Annotated in this window: 18 protein-coding genes; 6 read left to right on the top strand and 12 right to left on the bottom strand. The window is 66.6% G+C overall.

What is annotated here, in order from left to right; translation table 11 throughout:
* Positions 1-60: 60 nt before the first annotated feature.
* Positions 61-888: an NAD(P)H-binding protein gene (locus tag DLM85_RS05475; RefSeq protein WP_165822016.1), complete on the bottom strand. Its 828-nt coding sequence runs from the start codon at positions 886-888 to the stop codon at positions 61-63.
* A gap of 140 nt (positions 889-1,028) precedes the next feature.
* Here DLM85_RS05475 and DLM85_RS05470 point away from each other — a divergent pair, with 140 nt between their 5' ends.
* The gene (locus DLM85_RS05470) at positions 1,029-1,904 is read left to right on the top strand and encodes an SDR family oxidoreductase (protein WP_243635869.1); all 876 of its coding nucleotides are present in this window, start codon (positions 1,029-1,031) and stop codon (positions 1,902-1,904) included.
* Between the two features lie 353 nt (positions 1,905-2,257).
* Here DLM85_RS05470 and DLM85_RS05465 read toward each other — a convergent pair whose 3' ends face one another.
* The 3 genes from DLM85_RS05465 to DLM85_RS05455 form a co-directional block, all read right to left on the bottom strand.
* Positions 2,258-3,112 (bottom strand): DUF1571 domain-containing protein, encoded by an 855-nt coding sequence (locus tag DLM85_RS05465; RefSeq protein ID WP_111477027.1) that lies wholly within the window; start codon positions 3,110-3,112, stop codon positions 2,258-2,260.
* A gap of 78 nt (positions 3,113-3,190) precedes the next feature.
* Positions 3,191-3,595: an STAS/SEC14 domain-containing protein gene (locus tag DLM85_RS05460; protein ID WP_111477026.1), complete on the bottom strand. Its 405-nt coding sequence runs from the start codon at positions 3,593-3,595 to the stop codon at positions 3,191-3,193.
* An 85-nt stretch (positions 3,596-3,680) separates the two neighbouring features.
* Positions 3,681-3,980 (bottom strand): YciI family protein, encoded by a 300-nt coding sequence (locus DLM85_RS05455; protein WP_111477025.1) that lies wholly within the window; start codon positions 3,978-3,980, stop codon positions 3,681-3,683.
* A gap of 112 nt (positions 3,981-4,092) precedes the next feature.
* Here DLM85_RS05455 and DLM85_RS05450 point away from each other — a divergent pair, with 112 nt between their 5' ends.
* The gene (locus DLM85_RS05450; protein ID WP_165822015.1) at positions 4,093-4,857 is read left to right on the top strand and encodes a glycosyltransferase family 2 protein; all 765 of its coding nucleotides are present in this window, start codon (positions 4,093-4,095) and stop codon (positions 4,855-4,857) included.
* 65 nt (positions 4,858-4,922) lie between these two features.
* Here the strand turns inward: DLM85_RS05450 and DLM85_RS24965 are convergent, their stop codons facing one another.
* The 4 genes from DLM85_RS24965 to DLM85_RS05435 all read right to left on the bottom strand — a co-directional run bounded on the left by DLM85_RS24965 (position 4,923) and on the right by DLM85_RS05435 (position 9,735).
* On the bottom strand, positions 4,923-5,486 hold the full coding sequence (locus tag DLM85_RS24965; RefSeq protein WP_133256916.1) for a hypothetical protein: 564 nt from the start codon (positions 5,484-5,486) through the stop codon (positions 4,923-4,925).
* Entirely contained in the window at positions 5,483-6,757 is a 1,275-nt protein-coding gene (locus tag DLM85_RS05445; RefSeq protein WP_111477023.1) for a metal-dependent hydrolase family protein, read from the bottom strand. Before DLM85_RS05445 ends, DLM85_RS24965 begins: the two co-directional genes overlap by 4 nt.
* Positions 6,758-6,766: 9 nt before the next feature.
* A complete protein-coding gene (locus DLM85_RS05440) occupies positions 6,767-7,378 on the bottom strand; it encodes a hypothetical protein (RefSeq protein ID WP_133256915.1) in 612 nt (203 codons plus the stop codon).
* Positions 7,379-7,446: 68 nt separating this feature from the next.
* Positions 7,447-9,735 (bottom strand): S46 family peptidase, encoded by a 2,289-nt coding sequence (locus DLM85_RS05435; RefSeq protein WP_243635868.1) that lies wholly within the window; start codon positions 9,733-9,735, stop codon positions 7,447-7,449.
* Between the two features lie 132 nt (positions 9,736-9,867).
* On the opposite strand from DLM85_RS05435, the gene DLM85_RS05430 reads away from it, so the two are divergent.
* Positions 9,868-10,692 (top strand): DUF4184 family protein, encoded by an 825-nt coding sequence (locus DLM85_RS05430; RefSeq protein ID WP_111477021.1) that lies wholly within the window; start codon positions 9,868-9,870, stop codon positions 10,690-10,692.
* Here the strand turns inward: DLM85_RS05430 and DLM85_RS05425 are convergent.
* On the bottom strand, positions 10,683-11,195 hold the full coding sequence (locus tag DLM85_RS05425) for a YkvA family protein (RefSeq protein ID WP_111477020.1): 513 nt from the start codon (positions 11,193-11,195) through the stop codon (positions 10,683-10,685). The genes DLM85_RS05430 and DLM85_RS05425 overlap by 10 nt on opposite strands.
* A 111-nt stretch (positions 11,196-11,306) precedes the next feature.
* Here DLM85_RS05425 and DLM85_RS05420 point away from each other — a divergent pair, with 111 nt between their 5' ends.
* Positions 11,307-12,002, top strand: a complete 696-nt coding sequence (locus tag DLM85_RS05420) for a VOC family protein (protein WP_111477019.1) — start codon at positions 11,307-11,309, stop codon at positions 12,000-12,002.
* Positions 12,003-12,028: 26 nt separating this feature from the next.
* On the top strand, positions 12,029-12,754 hold the full coding sequence (locus tag DLM85_RS05415; RefSeq protein WP_111477018.1) for a hypothetical protein: 726 nt from the start codon (positions 12,029-12,031) through the stop codon (positions 12,752-12,754).
* Positions 12,755-12,880: 126 nt separating this feature from the next.
* Here DLM85_RS05415 and DLM85_RS05410 read toward each other — a convergent pair whose 3' ends face one another.
* Positions 12,881-15,838, bottom strand: a complete 2,958-nt coding sequence (locus DLM85_RS05410) for a T9SS-dependent choice-of-anchor J family protein (protein WP_111477017.1) — start codon at positions 15,836-15,838, stop codon at positions 12,881-12,883.
* 244 nt (positions 15,839-16,082) lie between these two features.
* On the opposite strand from DLM85_RS05410, the gene DLM85_RS05405 reads away from it, so the two are divergent.
* Positions 16,083-16,625: a DinB family protein gene (locus DLM85_RS05405; protein ID WP_111477016.1), complete on the top strand. Its 543-nt coding sequence runs from the start codon at positions 16,083-16,085 to the stop codon at positions 16,623-16,625.
* A gap of 69 nt (positions 16,626-16,694) precedes the next feature.
* Here DLM85_RS05405 and DLM85_RS05400 read toward each other — a convergent pair whose 3' ends face one another.
* Together DLM85_RS05400 and DLM85_RS05395 are read right to left on the bottom strand one after the other, a co-directional pair.
* On the bottom strand, positions 16,695-17,342 hold the full coding sequence (locus tag DLM85_RS05400; protein ID WP_111477015.1) for an AlbA family DNA-binding domain-containing protein: 648 nt from the start codon (positions 17,340-17,342) through the stop codon (positions 16,695-16,697).
* Between the two features lie 320 nt (positions 17,343-17,662).
* Entirely contained in the window at positions 17,663-18,046 is a 384-nt protein-coding gene (locus DLM85_RS05395; protein ID WP_133256914.1) for a hypothetical protein, read from the bottom strand.
* Between the last annotated feature and the right edge of the window lie 84 nt (positions 18,047-18,130).

The following is an 18,130-nucleotide window of genomic DNA, read 5'->3' as shown; positions in this document are numbered from 1 at the left end:
GTAGTTACGACTCCAAAGTCGTACTACCACTATCGTTGAACGATGAAGCTAGCCGTCGGCTCAGCAGTAGAGCAGCGCCGCTAGCGGGTCGTCGTAGCGGAAACCGTACGCTACGGCGCCGCGCAGCTGCGCGGTGCGGATAAGCTTGCCGCCGGTTTCGTCGGGCCGGAACTGGGGCGCCGGCAGCCCGAGCTGCGCCGCCGCGGCCTGGTAGAACTGCTGGCGCGGCGGATGCCCGGCGGCGCACACGTTGAGCGTCCGGCCCCAGACGCCCTGTTCGATAACGGCCCGGATGACGCCCACCGCGTCGTCGAGGTGCAGCAGATTGACGGGCGCGGCGGGCTGGGGCAGGTCGGTGCGGCCGGCCAGGAAGCGGCCGGGCGCGCGGCCGGGGCCCATCAGCCCGCCCAGGCGCAGCACGGTGGTCTGCCAGCCTTGGCCGGGCTGCCGGAATACGGCTTCGGCCCGCAGCAAATGGTTTTCGGCTTCCGCAGAAGCTACGGCGTCGGCTTCCGTCATGGGGCGCGGCTCGTCGGGGTACACGCCGGTGGAGCTGACGAACACCACGTGGCGCACCGACGAATCGGCCAGGGCCGCGGCTACGGGCTGCAGGGCGGCGGCGTAGGCGCTGCGGTTGGCCGCGGCGCGGGAGGGCGGCACGCTGCTGACCAGCACCGCGGCTCCGGCCAGCAGCGGGGCCAGGTCAGCGGCCGTTGTTTCGGGGCCGAGGCGCAGCAGGTGGGGCCGGATGCCGGCGGCTGCGAGGGCGGGCCGCTTATCGGCGGTGGTGGTGCTGCCGGCTACCGCGTGGCCCACCCCGGCCAGGGCCCGGGCCAGCGGCAAACCCAGCCAGCCGCAGCCGAGCACGGCGATGGAAGTGTCGTTCATGGGGCAAAGAAGCGCGTCCGCCGCGAAACAATCGGTAATATGCCGGGCGCAACGGCGGGAAAAGTACGCGGCATGCATACAATTTCCGGCAAATGCCGTTCTTGCGTCACCGCAATTCCCACCTCAAAAAAATCTGACGGATGTCCACTGCTCCCTACGCCCAACCCATGCTGCGCGACGGCGCCCTCGACGGCAAAACCATCATCGTCACCGGCGGCGGCACCGGCCTGGGCCGCGCCATGACCACCTACTTCCTGCAGCTCGGGGCCAACGTGGTCATCAGCTCGCGCAAGCTCGACGTGCTGGAAGCCACCGCCGCCGAGCTGCGCACCCAGACGGGCGGCAAGGTGCTGGCCGTGCAGTGCGACGTGCGCAAGTACGACGAGGTGGAAAAGCTGCTGCAGCGCACCATCGAAGAGTTCGGCCGGGTGGATATTCTGGTCAACAACGCCGCCGGCAACTTCATCAGCCCCACCGAGCGGCTGTCCAACAAGGCCTTCGACGTCATCGTGGATATCGTGCTGAAAGGCAGCTACAACTGCACCCTGGCCGTGGGCAAGCACTGGATCAAGGAGCAGCAGCCCGGCACGATTCTGAACATCGTTACCACCTACGCCTCGGTGGGCTCGGCCTTCGTGGTGCCCTCGGCCACGGCCAAGGCCGGCGTGCTGGCCCTGACCCGCTCCCTGGCCGTGGAGTGGGCCAAGTACGGCATCCGCTCGGTGGCCATTGCGCCCGGCCCGTTCCCGACGGAGGGCGCCTGGAGCCGGCTGTTTCCCGAGCCGCTGGCCTCCAAGCTCGACCCGGCCGCCTCGGTGCCGCTCAAGCGCGTGGGCTCGCACCAGGAACTGGCCAACCTGGCCGCCTTCCTCGTGTCGGATTTCGCCAGCTACATCAACGGCGAGGTCGTGACCATCGACGGCGGGGAGTGGCTGAACGGCGCCGGCGAGTTCAACAAGCTGGAGCTGCTCACGTCCGATATGTGGGACATGATCGAGAAAACGATGCGCCGCTAACCACGAATTAGCTTCGCTGAACTCCGTTTCGCCGGATTTGGCGGATTGCACGGATTTCGTGGACGAGTGCAACGGTTCGCGCTGGCTTCATTGCGAGCGAAGCGCGGCACCCGCAGGAAGACCTAGTCAATTGATTCTGGCCCACGTGCCAACTGTAGAAACAGCCCCGCCCGAACCTAGCGTCTGCAGGTTCGGGCGGGGCTGTTTTCGGTCAGTAGGGACTGTATCGGCGGTGGTGCTGGAGGAAGGAATGCTTCGGCTACGCCTCGCAATGACGGTGGGGGCACTCCACCCAATCGTCCCGAAAATCCGTGTGAGCCGACGAAACGGAGTTCAGCGAAGCTAATCCGTGGTCAGAATTTATACCCGGGGAATTCCTTGGTGAATTCGGCGGCGGGAATGGGCTGGTTGGGCACCACCTGCGAAAACTCGAAGGACTCGAACAGGCCTTTGTCGTCCCACACGGCCACGGCCATGGGCAGCATCATTTTCTGGTCGACGCAGAGGATGGTGCGGCGGCCGTAGGCGTTGGGCACCTGCAGCGTCTTGCCCTCGGGCAGCACCTCTTCGTAGCCCAGGTCGTTGCGCTGGGCAATGCGAAACTCGCCGCAGCCGAACCGCTCGGCAATCTTGGCTGCCGTCTCGCCGCCCACGGTTTTGTAGCTGATGTACTTGAACTGCGGGAAGTCGGAGCGGAGCAGGTAGCAGGGACGGCCCTGAATGGTGGTGTCGCCCAGGTAGCGGAACGAGCGGCGGTAGGCTTCGGAGCGTTGCGGCGGCACCCGAATCAGGTCGGCAATGACGCCGTAGCCCGCGTCGAGCACCGAGTGGTGCTGGTTGCGGTGCATGAGCGAGCCGTTCGGGTCGAGGCTGATGGTGACGTAGGGGAACTTGGCCGGGTACACCCAGGCGTCGCCGTTGTTCTGGCCCTGCACGTAGAGCACCTCGATGCCCTTCTGGTTGCGCAGGTAAATGCGCAGGGGGGTGGTGGCAATTTTCATCAGCGTGCGGGCCTGCTGGTAGCCGTCGGGGTGCCGCTCGTTGGCCTTCACGTTGCAGCGCAGGGTTTGCAGCTTGCTGATGGCCGTGCCCAGGCGCGTGAGCAGGGCATCGGTGGTAGGGGCCTCGGCCGGGCCGGGGAGCGGCGGTGCGGTGACCGGGTGGAACAGAGCCAGCAGGCTCAGCGGCCAGAGCAACAGGGACATCATGGGGAGAAAAAAGCTCAGGGTGGAAGGAGCGCGGGCGGAATACAGGGAGTAAGCTACGCAGACTCTGCAACAACCGGGCTATTCGCCGCCCGCCGCCCAGGCGCGGGCCGCTCCGACGGCCTCGAAACGGCGGATATCGAAGCCGACCGCGGCCGCGGCCCGCTCGTACATGGCGGCAATGGTGTGGCGGTTCAGCGCCTCCGTCGACTCGACGAGGGCGAAGCGCTGCAGGCCGGCGCGGCTCAGGCCGCCCAGCAGCTCCTGGCGCGACCATTCCAGGTCGCGGGGGCGCACGGCACCGAGCTGCCGGTCGTCGGCCAGCCAGCCCCGCACGCGGTGCGCCAGCCCAAGCTGCAGCAGCTGCCGGATGGCCCCGCGAAACTCGGCGCTGGTGGCAAAGCCCCGCCATTGGGCCTCGAGCACGGGCGCCGGGCCGGGGTGCAGGTGCACGGAAAGAAACGGAAGCGACAGAAGGGACTGCATAAAAGACAAAACGAGTAAACCCGGGGCCCCGGTATTGGCCGGCTCCCACGCCCGGCGCGCCGGCAGAACGCCGGGGCGCCGGGCGTTAGTTCAGGCTGATTTTGGGCAGGCGCGTGGCCGTGCTGTCGAACACGAACAGCTCGTCGACCTCGATGCTCTGCAAAAACCGATACAGCGGAAACTGCTCCACCACGCCGCGCACGGCTTCGGGCGTGGCCCCGTGCATGGTCACCCAGCCGCGCGAGCGGTCGGCGCTGATGGCGTAGGAAAGGATAACGTTTTCCTCGATCAGGCTATTGATAAACGCCCGGTGGCGCGGAATCAGGGCAACGAATTCCTCGTCGAAGGAATCGGGTAAGCGGAGCGAAACGACGTACAAGCCCATAGGAATGCGGCGGCGGGAAGAGTTGCCCGAATTAACGCCAGCCGCCGCCCGAAGGTTGACAAGAGCCCCCGAAAGGCAACTTTTTTGTCCCGCGCCCGAACAAGCAGCCCGTATGCAATTCGCCGTCATCACCCCCACGCACAACCGGGCCGCCTTCCTGCCCGAAGCCGTGCAGAGCGTGCGCGCCAGCGTGCTGGCCCCGCTCGACGCTCAGTACCAGCACTTCATCCTCGACAACGCCAGCACCGACGACACGGCCCGCTTCCTCACCGAGGCCAGCGGCTGGGAGGGCCCGCCCCTCCGCACCTGGCAGCACCGGGGTGCCGAGCGGCTGCTGCCCGGCCCGGCCCGCAACCGGCTCATCCACGAAACCGACCCGGCCGCCTGGCTGGTGCCCCTCGACGACGACGACCTGCTCTTGCAGCGCTGCCTCTACCACTACGGCGCCCAGATCGAGGCGAATCCGGAGCGGCAGTGGCTGGTGGCCGACTTCCTGCGCGTGGATGAAGAACGCCGCTACCTGCCCGGCGAGGATTACTACGCCTGGCGCTTCGACACGCCCGCCAAGATGTTGGAAGCCATCTTCCGGGCCGAGCACTTCATCCAGGGCAACGTGTGCTACAGCCGCCGCCTCTTCGATGAGGTGGGCGGCTACGACGAGCAGCTGCGCATGGCCGAAGACCTGGACCTGTACGTGCGCTTTCTGCTGGCCGGGCACCTGCCCGTCATCTGCCCGCACCTGAGCCACCTACACCGCTTCCACCGCGCCAACGTCAGCATCGGCGTGGACGCGGCCAAGCACGGCGCCGACCTGCAGGTGATTTACGACAAGTACGCCGCGCAACTCAAGGACCTAGGCGTAGAGCGGCCGGGGTAATCGGGGTGACAAGTAACAGGAGACACGTGACATGTTGGTTTTACTGACCTGTTACGTGTCGCTTTTTACCAGAACTTCCACCATGGTTTGGGCGGGGTTGCCTGCTTCGTGGCGTCTGGGTTCAGGTTGTCAAGACGCGGTACGAAATCCGGAATTGGATTTACAAAGCCTGGTTTCAACGTGCGGGGGCCTATATCCCACAGAAGAATCAACGGGGTAAACTTTAGGCCATGGATATTTCTTCCTTGTTCGTGCAGCGAGTTGATAGCATTAACTTCTGCACTGCCCAGCGCCACGAGCTGATGAAGCTGCATATTCCAGGTTCCATTCGCGGCGGCTTCCTGCGCTAATAGCAGTGCCGCGCAATAGATTGGCTCATCAGTCAAAGGAAGAACCAGGTGGGTGCCATCGACTTCGGATAAGAGGCAGTAGACATCATGAAAGCGGGGTGAATAACGCTGTAGCGCTACCCGTCCGAAAGCCGAGGGCACAAACCCCGAAAGCTGCCGGGCAGTATCGCGCGAAACGCCTCGTTTCATCAGTTCCTGAATTAAACCAGCTTCTGAAGGGGCAGCGGCAATTATTGGCAAAGCTGCCGTTACCGTTGCCAGGGCTTCTTCGTTGCTCATGGCTGGCTAAGATATACCGCGCCACCCTTCATCACCCACTGCACCTGCCGCAGCGCTGCCACGTCCTGGGTGGGGTCGCCGGACACGGCCACAAGGTCGGCGAGCAGGCCGGGCTGGATCTGGCCGCGGTCCGGCAGGTGCAGCAGCTGGGCGTTGCCGCTGGTGGCCTGGCGCAGCACCTCCATTGGAGTGAAGCCGTACTCGCGTACCAGCAGCTCCGGCTCGCGGGCGTTGTCGCCATGCGGGAACACGCCCACGTCGCCGCCGAGCACCAGGGCTACGCCAGCCCGGCGGGCGGCGGCCACGCTGGCTTTTTTCTGGCTGATGCGCTCCGGCTCGGGGCCCTGGCCTTTGCGCCAGCCGCGGTACTGCAGAATGGCGTCGCCGGCGGCCACGGTGGGGCAGAGGGCCACGCCGCGCTGCTTCATGAGCCGGAAGACTTCCGCCGTGCCCTGGTCGCCGTGCTCGATGGTTTCGACGCCGGCCAGGGCGGCCCGGCGCATGCCTTCGGGCGTGGAGGCGTGGGCCACCACCGGCTGGCCCAACCCGCGGGCCGTGGCCACCAGCACGTTGAGCTCGTCCTGCGAAAAGGTGGGCACCGCGGGGCCGCCCGCGCTCAGGCGGTAGTCGGCGTACACCTTCACCACGTCGGCGCCGCGGCTGATTTGCTCGCGCACGGCCCGCACGATTTCCTCGGCGCCGCTGACTTCCTGCGCGCCCTGCGGCACCGCCACGTCCACGGACAGCTTGGGGCCGTAGCAGCCGGTGGCTACCAGGGCGCGGGTGGCAATGAGCAGGCGCGGGCCGGGAATGAGGCCCTGATCGATGGCCTGCTTGAGGCCCACGTCGGCGTAGTCGGCGCCCTCGGTGCCCAGGTCGCGGGCGGTGGTGAAGCCGGCCAGCAGGGTGCGCCGGGCGTGCGCGGTGGCCCGCGCCACCCGCAGCGCCTGCGACTCGCGCAGCACCTGGTCGTCCCAGCTGGTTTCGTTGTAGGGATGCAGCAGCAGGTGCGCGTGGCCTTCGATGAGGCCGGGCAGCAAGGTCAGGCCCGGCAGCGGCACGGTGCGGGCGTCGGCGGGCGCGGCCAGCTGGGCAGCCGGACCCACGGCTTTGATTCGGTCCCCTTCGACGAGCACAGCCCAGCCGGGGTGCAGCGCCTGGCCGTCGAACACGGCGGCGGGCTGCAACAGGAGCGGGGCGGGCGGTGCGGATTGGGCCCGGAGGCTGTGAAAGGAGCCGAGCAGCGCAAGCAGAAGCAGATACAGGCGCATGGGCGGAGGTCAGGGTTTGGCCGGGTCGCGGCGCAGGTCGAGGGAAAGACCCAGCTGGGCGTCGCACACCAGCAGGTTGACGTCGCCGAAAGCCCTGCTGACGTCGGTTACTCTGGGGCCCTTGGTGAGGATGCGCGGGTGCAGCACGGCTTCCAAGCGCAGTCGGCTGCCGGGGCGGGGGTGGTAGCTCAGGTTGGTCCACAGCCCGAAGCCTAGCTTTTCGCCGCCCCGTTTCTCGCGACTACCCACCACGTTCAGCCCGACCGACGGGGCCACCGTCAGGCTCCAGGGGCGGGCGTAGCTGCTGCGGTAGCCCACCAGCAGGTGCCCGGCGTAAGCGTAGTTGTGCACCTGCGAAACCCAGCGTCCGGGGCGTGAAATATCGTACCAGGGGCCGGGCAGGTAGAGGTCGTACGCCTGCCGGGCGCGGGCGGCGGAGCCCGTCAGGCCCAGCACCAGGTGCCGGCCGAAGCTGGCGGTGAAGTGCAGGCCCCCGGAGGGCGCCCCCGGAAACGAGGCTTGGCCCACGCGGGTGTAGCCGCCGGTGAGCATCAGCCGCTGGGCCGAAACCGCGGGAGCGAGTAATAAAAGAGCGGGGAAAAGCAGGTAGCGAAGCTTCATAGGCGCCATAAAAAAGCCGGGAGCCGCTTCATCAGCAGCTCCCGGCGAAACTAACGGAATCGGGCGGCTTAGTTGGCGGCCGCGGCCTTTTCGCGCTTCACTTTCACTTTGGTCTTCTTGGCTTTCTTGTCGTCCGAACCGGCGGCTTCGGCCGGGGCCGAGCCGGGGCCGTTCACCAGCTTCATTTCGCGAACCAGGTGCGTGGCGCCGGCGTACTTATCGACCACGAAGAGCATGTAGCGCACGTCCAGCGTGATGTTGCGCACCCGGTCCGGGTCGTACATCAGATCCGACATGGTGCCCTCCCAGTTGCGGTCGAAGTTGGTGCCGATCAGCTCGCCGCGGCCGTTGATAACCGGGGAGCCGGAGTTGCCGCCGGTGGTGTGATTGGTGGCCGTGAAAGCCACCGGCACCGTGCCGCCCGCGGCGTAGGGGCCGTAGTCCTTCTTCTCGTACAGCTCCGTCAGGCGGGCCGGGATTTCAAAGTCCACGTTGGTCGGGTCGGCCTTCTGCATGATGCCGTCGAGGGTGGTGTAGTAGTCGTACTGCACGCCGTCGGCGGGCTGGTAGCCAGCCACCTGCCCGTAAGCCACGCGCAGGGTGGAGTTGGCGTCGGGGTAGAACTTGCGCTGGGGCTGCTGCTCGCGCAGGCCGGCCACGTAGGTGCGCTGCAGCAGCGTAATCTGGTCCTGGGCCTGGGTGTAGGTCGGCAGCACCTGCTGGCGGTACGTGGCCACGATGGGCGCCACCAGCTGGTAGGCCGGGTCGTTGAGGATGCTGCTGATGTTGCCCTTGGCCACCTCGTCGAGCACTTTCTGGGCGCTTTCCTCCGAGGTCAGGCGGCTGCGCGCATACAGGTCGGCCACGAAGCGCTGCCAGGCTTCGGGCGTGGTGTTTTTCTGGCGCAGGGCCTTGATGTGGTCGGGCAGCAGCTCGGCGGGCGTGTTTTCGGCGTAGATGGGCAGCAGCGCGGCGGCCACCTTCTGGTCGGTGGCGATGTTGATGTTGCGGAAGGTGCCGGTGGTGCCCTTGCGCGTTTTCTCCAGCGCCGCGTTGATTTCGCTTTGCGGGGCTTTGTCCTTGATCAGGTCCACGTACTGCTGCAGGGCGTTGGCGTAGGTCAGCAGCTCGATGCCCAGGGCGGCCTCCATCACGTAGTCGCGGGCCTGCACGTAGGGGCGCACGGTGCGGTACTGCTGCTCCAGTTGCCCCAGAATCTGCCCGTACTTGGCCTGCCGGGCGGCGTCGCCGGCCTGCACCCACTGGCGAAACTGCTGCTCCTGCTGCTGCTTGCGGCGCACCGCGTCGAGGCGCTTGAGCCCGCGCATCTCGCCGATCCACTTCTTCCAGTAGTTGGCCAGCGAGGCGTACTTGGCCGCGTACTGAATGCGCACCTTGTCGGAGGCCTTCATGTCCACGTCGAGGATGCGCAGCTTGGTGTCGCGGATTTTCACCTTGGCCGGGTCCGACACGGCGTAGGTTTCCTCCACGCCCCAGCTGGTCAGGTACTCGGTGGTGCGGCCGGGGAAGCCGAATACCAGCGTGAAGTCGCCGGGGCGCACGCCGCCAAGCGAAATCGGCAGGGAGTGGCGCGGCACGTAGGGCTTGTTGGCCTTGGAGTAGGGCGCGGGCTTGTTGTCGGCCCCGGCGTAGATGCGGAACATCGAAAAGTCGCCGGTGTGGCGGGGCCACATCCAGTTGTCGGTGTCGCCGCCGAACTTGCCGATGCTGCTCGGCGGAGCACCCACCAGGCGGATGTCCTCGAATACTTCCGTCACGAAGAGGTAGTACTCGCCGCCGTTGAACATGGGCCGCACGAAGGCCTTGTAATGCGTGCCGGCCACGGCTTTCTGGGCCACTTCCGCGCTGCGCTGCAGCACGATTTTCTCGCGGTCGGCTTCCGGAATGCCGGCCGGAATGCCCTGCAGCACCGGCCCGGTCACGTCCTCCATGCGCACGATGAAGGTGGCGGTCAGGCCCGGGTTGGGCAGCTCCTGCTCGCGCGTCATGGCCCAGTAGCCCTTGGTGAGGTAGTCATTTTCCACCGACGAGTGCTGCTGAATCTGGCCGTAGCCGCAGTGGTGGTTGGTGAGCAGCAGGCCCTCGTTGGAGATGATTTCGCCGGTGCAGCCGCCGCCGAACTGCACGATGGCGTCCTTGAGCGAGCCGCGGTTGACCGAGTAAATGTCCTCGGCCGAGAGCTTGAGGCCTTTTTGCTGCATGTCGGCTTCGTTGAGCTGCTTGAGCAGCAGGGGCAGCCACATGCCTTCGTCGGCACGGGCGGCGGCGGGCAGCACCAGGGCCAGCAGCAGGGCCCAGGTGCGCGCGGCGCGGCGGGTTAAGAATGGAGTCAGCAAGAGAATGAGTGTGGGGAATGGTTAGGGTAAAATTACGTTGCAAACCCGACTCGCTTCATCCCGGCGTCAGAATCTGCCGTTACCTTTAGTGGTTCGTGCGCCAGAGCCGGCGCCGAAACTGCCGCTCGCTCAATGCCTTTCACCTTCAGCCATCCTGCCGCGGCCGTGCCGCTGGCCCGCCCGCTGCGGCTGCCCCTGTCGGCCCTGTGGGTGGGCAGCCTCAGCCCCGATTTCATCTATTTCCTGCAGCTGAAGGCGGAGGGCGAGTTCGGGCACTCGTTCTGGGGACTGTTCTTTTTCTGCCTGCCGCTGAGCCTGCTGGTGCTCGGGCTCTGGCACGGCGTGGTGAAAGGCCCGGCCGTGGCGCTGCTGCCCGCGTGGGCCGGGCGCCGGGCGGCCCGCGCCGCCGCCGAGCCGTTTGCCTTCGGCCCCGGCCGGCGCCTGGCCCGGGTGGCCACGGCGGTTCTGGTCGGCGCCGCTACTCACGACGTCTGGGACGCCTTCACCCACACCGACGGCTGGGTGGCCGAGCACTGGCCGCTGCTGCTGCGCGAGGTGCCCTTCCCGTACTTCGAGCACATGCCCATCTGCAAGCTGCTGCAGCTGCTGAGCACGGCCGTGGGCGGGGCGCTGCTGGCCTGGTGGGCCTGGCAGTGGCTGCGGCGGCAGCCGGCCGGCCCGGCCCCGGCGCTGCGCCACCGGCTCGGGTGGGCGGCGGGCCTGCTGCTGGGCGCGACGGCGCTGGGCATCGCCTACAACGTCTGGCGGCTGCCCCCGCTGACTTCCTACGCCGCCGTGCGCTGGGTTATCGTGCAGAGCATCGTGGCCAGTTGCTCGTTTCTGTGGCTGGGCCTGCTCGCGTTCAGCCTGTGGTACCGGCTTAAACCGAAAAAAGCCGGCCCCGAAGAGCCGGCTTCCGCGCCGGTGCCGCAGCCCGAGGCTGCGCTTTACGAGTGACCCAACTCGGCCACGGCCACCGCGTTCTGGGCCGAGCTGGCCGAGGCGGCGGGGGCCAGGGCCGTGGCGGACGCCTCGGCCGAACGGGCGCTGGCCTCCCACTCGCGGAAGCGGCGGATTTCGTCCTGAAACTTGCCAATAAACCAGCTGACCAGGCTCAAATCGTCCAGAAAGCCGAGCACCGGAATGAAGTCGGGCACCAGATCAATGGGCGACAGGACGTAGAGCAGCACGCCCAGGCCCGAGACGATGGTGCCCGTCTGCACTTCGCGGTACGAGCCGCCGACGTAGGCGCGCACCAGGCGCACCAGGGTCAGGGCCGCGTCGAAGAGCTGCTTGAATTTGTTGTCCTTGCTTTCCTGGCTGGCCAGCTTGTCGGCCACTTCGTTGAGCACGAGCACCACTTTGAAGGGCTTGCCGAGCAGCTTGCCGGCCCGGGAGGTAAAGACGTTGAACAGCGCGTTTTTGGAAATCTGTAGGCCGCGTTCGGTGAGGGTTGCCATCTTGGGGAGAAGAGAAAAGGTTGGTTGTGCCGGTGTACGCGCGGCGCCGGGAGGGTGTTGTGCGCGGATTTCGGCGGCGGCGTGCTAAGTTGAGCCCGTATCCGGTTCGCCATGAAAATCACCCTGCTGAGTCTGCTAACGGCCGAGCTACCCGCGCTGCGCCATTTCTACGGGCAGGTGCTGGGGCTGACCGTGGCCGTGGCCGAGGATGATCCGGGCGCCATCCGGGTGGAAGTCGGCTATTCGCAGTTGCGCTTCTACCCCGCGCCGGCCGGCACGCGGCCGTTTTACCACGTCGCGTTTTCGGTGCCGCACAATCAGCTGGCGGCCGCCCGGCAGTGGGTGCAGGCCCGCACGCCGCTGCTGCCGGTGCCCGCGGGCGGCTTCGTGGCCGATTTCGCCGACTGGAACGCCCACGCCTTTTACTTTCTCGACCCCGCCGGCAACGTGCTCGAATGCATTGCTCGCCACGCGCTGCCCAACGCCAGTTCCGCGCCCTTTTCCGCCGCCAGCCTGCTGGGCATCAGTGAAATCGGGCTGGTCGTGGCCGACGTGCCCGCAGCCCTCAAGCGCGTCTGCGCCGAAACGGCCGCGCCCGTTTTTCACCGCGGCCCCGTCCGTGAGGATTTTGCCGCCGTCGGCGACGACGACGGCCTGCTGATTCTGGTGCGGGAGGGCCGCGCCTGGTTCCCGACCAGCCGTCCGGCCGAAGTTCATTACCTGCGGGGACAGGGCCTCGCGGGGCGGCACCGGACGCAGTGGGAGCAGGGCTGCCGCCCGGGCCCATACCCGAGCCGAACTCCGTAAGCGCCTTGCTGCCAACCCGCCAATTCATGCGCATCCTGCACAACAGCGTGCTGCTCAGCCTGGTCGCCGGGCTGCTCTCCTGCTCCCGGGCCGACCGTCCGCAGGTAACGGCCGAAGGACGAACCACCAAAGCCGGCACGCAGTACACCGTGTTGTACCCCAACCAGCTGGCCATTCGGGTCGTCACCCGCCGCCCGGTGCCCGACAGCCAGCAGTACCAGCTGAGCGTGGCCGCCGCGTACACCGACCTGGCGACCAATCAACCGCTGGACCTGCTGGTCTGCAACGGCCGCGCGCTGCAAGCGCGGGCCACCGTCGGGTTTCTGAACGGCGTGCTGACGATTACCGGCGACTCGCTCCGCATCACGCGGATTGCCAGCGGCCACTCGCCGCCGGAGGCCGTGCTGCACCGAGTGCGCCGGCGGCAGGGCACCCTGCTGCTGCAGGAGCTGCTGGTGTACCAGGGCCGGAACCAGCGCCCGGCCGGGGGCAGCCGCTTTCAGCGCCGGGCCTTGGTGGAGTTTGCCGCCCACCGGTTTGCGGTGGTCGAAAACCAGGCGGGCCGGCTCACCATGCAGCAGTTTGCCGCCGAGCTCGTGGAGCTCGGCGCCCACAACGCCCTGTACCTTGACATGGGCGACTGGGACGAAGGCTGGTACCGGGCCGGCAGCCGGGTGGTGGCGCTGGGCACCCTGCGCACCGAAACGGCCCGGCAGTCCAACTGGCTGGTGTTTGTCCGGCCAGCCCGCTAGCCGGCCGCCAGCCTGAGCGCCGCCTGGGCCAGTAGCCGATCAACTCCACTTTTGCTGCATTAAAAAAAGCCCCGTTCCAGGCCGGAACGGGGCTTTTTTGTTGAAGCCGGAAGGCTCAGCCGCAGCTTACTGCTTCACGAAGCGCTCCACGTAGGTCTGCTGCTCGCCCACGATACGTACCACGTACATACCGGCGTGCAGGCCGCCCACTTTGGCGTTCAGCTGCTGGTTCAGCCGCTCCACCGAGCCGCTGGTGCTCAGCACGAGGCGGCCGTCGGCGGTGCGCACTTCCAGCTGCAGCTTCTGGCCTTTCTCGGGCACGTCCACGCGCACCGACTTGCTTACCGGGTTCGGGTACAGGCCCAGCTTGGCGGTGCGGGCATTGGCCGTAGCCGTGGTCGGCGAGAAGGAGTAGCGCGTCAGCACCGGGTAGTGGTCGGTGGTGGTGCTGCCGTAGTTGCTCACCAGGCCCGCTACCTGCGACTGAATTTCGGCCGAGGCGGGGATGTAGTAGGCGTTCATCTCGTTCGATACCACCACGTGGTCAATCACGTCGTTGTAGCTCACCGTCGACTTCTTGCCGGCCAGGCTCAGCGCCAGGGTCGGGGCGGGGTAGTTGGCCGCGTCGTTGGTGAAGGCGCTGTACGAGGTGGTGTTCGGCGTGATGCCGGTGGTGATGGTCTGGTCCAGGTCATCGTTGAAGTCACCCAGGATAACGAAGTTCTGGGTGGGGTAATCGGCGTCCAGCTTGGCTTTCAGGCCGTCGGCGCCGCTCTTACGCCGGGCGTAGGAGGTGGCCGTGGGGCTGGTGTTGGCCTTGGCGTGGATCAGCACGAAGGTCACCTGCTTGGTCACGCCGTTCAGCGCCACGTTGGCCGTCATCACGAAGGGGAAGCGGCCCGACGACCAGTAGTTGCGCTCGGGGCAGGCCTGGGCCTCGGTGCAGCGGAAGAAGGCGCTAAACTGCGGGTTCGACACCACGCTGGTGCGGTAAACGAAGGCCAGCTTCTGGGCGTCGGCGTAGTCAGCGTCGTTGCGGTCATCGGCGTACGAGCCGAAATCCGATACGCGGTAGGCGTAGCCGGGCATGGCGGCCACCATCGTGCGCAGACGCACGGTGTCCACCACTTCGGAGAGGGCGTAGATGTCGGCGTTCAGCGAGTTGAGGATGGTGCTGACGTTGGTGGCCTGCTGGCTGTCGTTGGTCGGGCCCATGGTGGCCGAGCCGAACCACTCCACGTTCCAGTTCACCACTTCCAGCGTGTTGGCCACGTCGTAGGTGTTGCCGCTCACGGCCACCACCACGCTCGTGGCGCCGGTCGAGGCCAGCGTGATGTTGCCGGTGTAGTTGCGCGAGGCCGTGGTCGGGGCGAAGCGCACCGTCACGGTGATGGGGCCGGCCGCGGCGGCCGCCGGCGTCACCGTGGCCGTGCTGCCGAAGGTGGTGCCGTTGGTCGATACCTGGAAGGCCGCGTCGGAGGAGGTGATGGTGGCGCCGGCCGTCAGGTTGCTGAAGGTGGCCGTAAAGGTTTGCGTGGGGGTGCTGTTCACGGCGCGGAAGCCGAAGGCCAGGCTCGGCACGTTGGTGCGGATGGCGGGCGGCGGGGCCGTGGTCGAGTTCGTTACGGCCACGTCGTCCAGGGTCCAGCGGGCCCCTTCGTCGTTGGTCGAGTTGTACACGAAGGCGATGTACACGGTGGCCTGCTTGTAGGCCGAGAGGTCCACGTTGGTGGTCTGCGTCCATTCCGCCGTGCCGGTGGCCGGGAACGAGCCGTTCAGGTCGGTCCACGTCACCCCCGCGGCGAGCGGGCTGCCCGAGCCGGAGTAGTTGGTCGACACCATCAGCTTCAGCGGGGCGCCGTTGAAGGCCACGCGGCTCCAGTAGGAGAGCAGGGGGTAGGTGGTGGCGCTCAGGTTCAGCACCGGCGAAATCAGCCAGTCCTCGTTCAGCACGTTGGTGCCGTTAGCGAAGCCGTTGATCTGCACCCCGCTCGGGAAAGCGGTGGTGCCGGCCGGGTTCTGCGGGTCGCGGCCAAAGCTGGTGCAGGCCCAGGTCTGCGGGCCGCTCACGCTGAACTGCGTCCAGCCGTCGGAAATCGAGGTGGTGCCGGTGCAGGCCTGAAAGTCGAAGCTGGTCTGGTTCGGGTCGAGGGCCGTGCCCGTCAGCGTCACGGTGCGGGTGCTGGCGCCGGTGCTGGTGTGGGTGAGGGTGCCGGTGGCCGGGCCGGCCACGGTCGGGGCAAACTTCACGTACAGCGTCTTGGCCGTGGCCACTTCCGCCGCCGTCAGCGTCACCGAGCTGGCGAAGGTGGTGTTGTCCTTCGACACGGTGAAGGGGCCGGTGGCGGCCACGGTCACGCCCGTGGTCAGGTTGGCGCCCGTCAGGGTGTAGTTCTGCGCGGCCGAAGTCGTGCCGATGTTCTGGCTGCCGAAGGCCAGCGTCGTGGCCGAGGTGGTCAGCGTCGGGGCGTTGGGGTTGCCCTGCCAGCTCAGCGAGAAGTCGTCGATGGCGGAGGTGGGGCGGCTGCCCGAGCCCGTGCTGGGCGCCAGGGCCACCACGCGAATCCACACCGGGCCGGCCTGGTTGTCCAGCGCCGTGCCGAAGCTGGCCGTGATGGTGTTGCTGCCGAAGGTCGGCGAGGTGCTGCCCGTGCCCGAAGCCAGCGGGGTAAACGCCGTGGGGGTGGCGCCGGTGGCGTAGTCCACCGTCCAGTTCACCGTGCGGCCCACCGAGTTGTCGAGGGACTGAAGCTTGAAGCTGACCGCGAAATCGGTTTTACCGCTGGTGCTGGCGGCCTGAAACACGAAGGCTCCGCCCGGGTCTCCCAGGCTACCGGTCTGGCGCAGCGCCAGCGCGCGGTTGGTCGACGCATCCTGGTCGGCCACGGTCGAGGCAGCCGTCAGGCCCGTGGCCGAAGCCACGTTTTTGAAGCCGCCGGCCGTCGCGTTCCACGCCGCTTTGGCCGGGGCAAACGTAGCCGCCGTGCCCGGGGCCGTAGCCGAGGCGCCGGTGTATACCCCGAACCCCGCCGGCAGACCCGATGCCAGGTTGTCAAAGTTCTCGGTGTAGGGCGTGCTGCCCAACGCGACCGGGGTTTGAGCGTAAGCTGCCTGGCTTGCAAAGCTCAGTAAACCAGTGCTTAACAAACCAAGTAGTAAAGGTGATTTCATCGACATGAGGTCGTGTTAAGTGGGAAGGCAAAGTTACTTCTGCGTGAGGGCTACAATGTTACCTAAATGTTACCAAAAGATCATGAAGATGAGCGGAATCCGCGGCGGCCGGCGACGGCGCGGCCCGTAACTTACGCCCGCAACTCTCGCCCGCCTTATGTCCGAACTGCTGCGCCCGGTGCCGGGCACCTACCCGCCCTACTTCGATACCTACATTCGCCGCGTCGCCCGCGGTGCTGACCCGCTCGAGATGCTCGGGGTGCGGCCCACCGCCCTGCACCAGCTCCTGGCCGGCGTGAGCGAGGCGCAGGCCACCCTGCGCTACGCCCCCGGCAAGTGGAGCATCAAGCAGGTGGTGCTGCACCTGGCCGATACCGAGCGCATCTTCGCCTACCGCGCCCTGCGCTTCGCCCGCGCCGACAGCCAGGAACTGCCCGGCTTCGACGAAAACCGTTACGCCGAACACTCCGGCGCCGACGACCGGACGCTGGCCAGCCTGCTGACCGAGTACGCGGCCGTGCGTCAGGCTACCCTGGCCCTGTGCCAGAGCTTCACGGCGGAGCAGCGGCAGCGCGGCGGCACCGCCAACGGCCAGCCTGCCACCGTGGACGCCCTGCTCTACATCCTGGCCGGTCACGAAGCGCACCACGCCGACATCCTGGCCGAGCGCTACCTGCCGCTGATTACCGCCGAGGCATAAGCCCGCCGCCCGGCCCGTAAAACAGGACCGCCCGGCCAACTTGGCCGGGCGGTCCTGTTGCTGTCAAGGTCACGCCTTGGTGTAGTAAGGCTCCTTTTCTTTGTCGTGGTAGCGCAGGTAGCCGTGCAGCACCAGCTTGATGAGCATGCGGTGCGCCCGCCGCTTCGATACGTTCACCAGCTTCACGTACTGGGCCAGCGTGAGGCGGGGCTGCTGGCGCACGTAGTCCAGGGCCGCCTGTTCGTGGCGGCTCAGGGGCAGCCACTCCAGGCGGTGCTCGGGCGGGGGGGCGTTGCGCAGCACCTTTTCGGTGAGCTGGCTGGTTTGCACGCTCTGGTCGCCCACGCGCACGTAGCCGCGCCAGTCGCCCTCGCCCACCAGCGCCCGGTGGGGCTTGCGGGGGCTTTCGGCCACGGTCACCACCAGCACCACCCGCTCGTCTTCGTCCTCTACCTCGTCGATCTGCAGCGGCAGCGGCGGGTCCACAAACTGCTCGGCGGCCTGCTGCAGCAGGTAGCGCTCCTCCTCCGCGTCGCGCACTCCCACCAGGCGGCCGTTGTCTTCCACGCCCACCAGCACCCGGCCGCCGCGGGCATTGGCCAACGAGGCGAGCGTGCGCGAAATACGGCTCGGGTGCGTCGTGCGCTTTTTAAATTCCAGGAATTCGTTTTCGCCCTGGGCAATCAATTCCCGCAGACGCGGCAAGGTGAAATTCATCTGCTAACCAATATCGAAAGCGCGCCGGGCCGCTGCTCCAATAGCAGTGCCGTCGGCTTCCTGGTGGAATAACTGCGCCGGCGCTTCCGAGGTTTCCTCCGCCGCTGGTCTTCTGACTATGCCGCCGCGCAATTTTTTTATGCTGTAAACCTTCAGGGAATTATTGGCATTCAACCCGGGGCAGGCGGGCCGAAACAATATTGCTCGTCGGCCACTCCGGCACCGCAACCCGGCGGCGGCGGCGGATAATAAAAAAAGCCCGTCGACCGGGCGGACGACGGGCTGGGCACTGCCGCAAAACGGCGGTGCCAACGACCAACTTACGCGTTGGTGGCATTTTTGGGCGGACGGCCCGGACCGCGGCGGCGGCCTTCGCCGGCCTCGCCGCCTTCCGCGGCGGAAGCTTTGCGGCCGGGCTTTTTACGCTCCGTGGGGGCGTAGGCCGGGTCCAGCAATTCCGCCAGCTCGTTCAGGGCAGTCTGAACTTTGCCGTGGGCCCGGCGAATTTCGCGCACCAGGTTTTCATTGCGCGTCGCGTCCGACAATACTTTTTGTAGATGCTGCAGGTTGAGTTCGGCCATTGGTAGGAGTCTGTTAAAGGGGTGCAAAACCTGAGCAAAGGAACGAGAAATAGAAAATAAAGTAGCGCCGTGGTGGTAGGTTTTTTTCGTGATAATGATTAAAACGCCTAAAACAAGCCGCAAATGGCATGTTATTCGTCGCAATTAATTTGCGCAGCCGGCAATAACCCGTGCAAAAACGGATATTAATACCTTCGATTAATTCGA

The sequence above is a fragment of the Hymenobacter edaphi genome, from assembly GCF_003258365.1.
Taxonomy (GTDB): Bacteria; Bacteroidota; Bacteroidia; order Cytophagales; family Hymenobacteraceae; genus Solirubrum; species Solirubrum edaphi.
This window is presented reverse-complemented; position numbering and strand designations above follow the sequence as displayed.

Excerpts from the sequence above, each read along its gene's own strand:
- DLM85_RS05445 (WP_111477023.1), bottom strand. The coding sequence starts at position 6,757 with ATGCGCCTGTATCTGCTTCTGCTTGCGCTGCTCGGCTCCTTTCACAGC.
- DLM85_RS05470 (WP_243635869.1), top strand. The coding sequence starts at position 1,029 with ATGTCCACTGCTCCCTACGCCCAACCCATGCTGCGCGACGGCGCCCTC.
- DLM85_RS05400 (WP_111477015.1), bottom strand. The coding sequence starts at position 17,342 with ATGAATTTCACCTTGCCGCGTCTGCGGGAATTGATTGCCCAGGGCGAA.
- DLM85_RS05415 (WP_111477018.1), top strand. The coding sequence starts at position 12,029 with ATGCGCATCCTGCACAACAGCGTGCTGCTCAGCCTGGTCGCCGGGCTG.
- DLM85_RS05425 (WP_111477020.1), bottom strand. The coding sequence starts at position 11,195 with ATGGCAACCCTCACCGAACGCGGCCTACAGATTTCCAAAAACGCGCTG.
- DLM85_RS05465 (WP_111477027.1), bottom strand. The coding sequence starts at position 3,112 with ATGATGTCCCTGTTGCTCTGGCCGCTGAGCCTGCTGGCTCTGTTCCAC.
- DLM85_RS24965 (WP_133256916.1), bottom strand. The coding sequence starts at position 5,486 with ATGAGCAACGAAGAAGCCCTGGCAACGGTAACGGCAGCTTTGCCAATA.
- DLM85_RS05460 (WP_111477026.1), bottom strand. The coding sequence starts at position 3,595 with ATGCAGTCCCTTCTGTCGCTTCCGTTTCTTTCCGTGCACCTGCACCCC.
- DLM85_RS05450 (WP_165822015.1), top strand. The coding sequence starts at position 4,093 with ATGCAATTCGCCGTCATCACCCCCACGCACAACCGGGCCGCCTTCCTG.
- DLM85_RS05405 (WP_111477016.1), top strand. The coding sequence starts at position 16,083 with ATGTCCGAACTGCTGCGCCCGGTGCCGGGCACCTACCCGCCCTACTTC.
- DLM85_RS05420 (WP_111477019.1), top strand. The coding sequence starts at position 11,307 with ATGAAAATCACCCTGCTGAGTCTGCTAACGGCCGAGCTACCCGCGCTG.
- DLM85_RS05475 (WP_165822016.1), bottom strand. The coding sequence starts at position 888 with ATGAACGACACTTCCATCGCCGTGCTCGGCTGCGGCTGGCTGGGTTTG.
- DLM85_RS05440 (WP_133256915.1), bottom strand. The coding sequence starts at position 7,378 with ATGAAGCTTCGCTACCTGCTTTTCCCCGCTCTTTTATTACTCGCTCCC.
- DLM85_RS05455 (WP_111477025.1), bottom strand. The coding sequence starts at position 3,980 with ATGGGCTTGTACGTCGTTTCGCTCCGCTTACCCGATTCCTTCGACGAG.
- DLM85_RS05430 (WP_111477021.1), top strand. The coding sequence starts at position 9,868 with ATGCCTTTCACCTTCAGCCATCCTGCCGCGGCCGTGCCGCTGGCCCGC.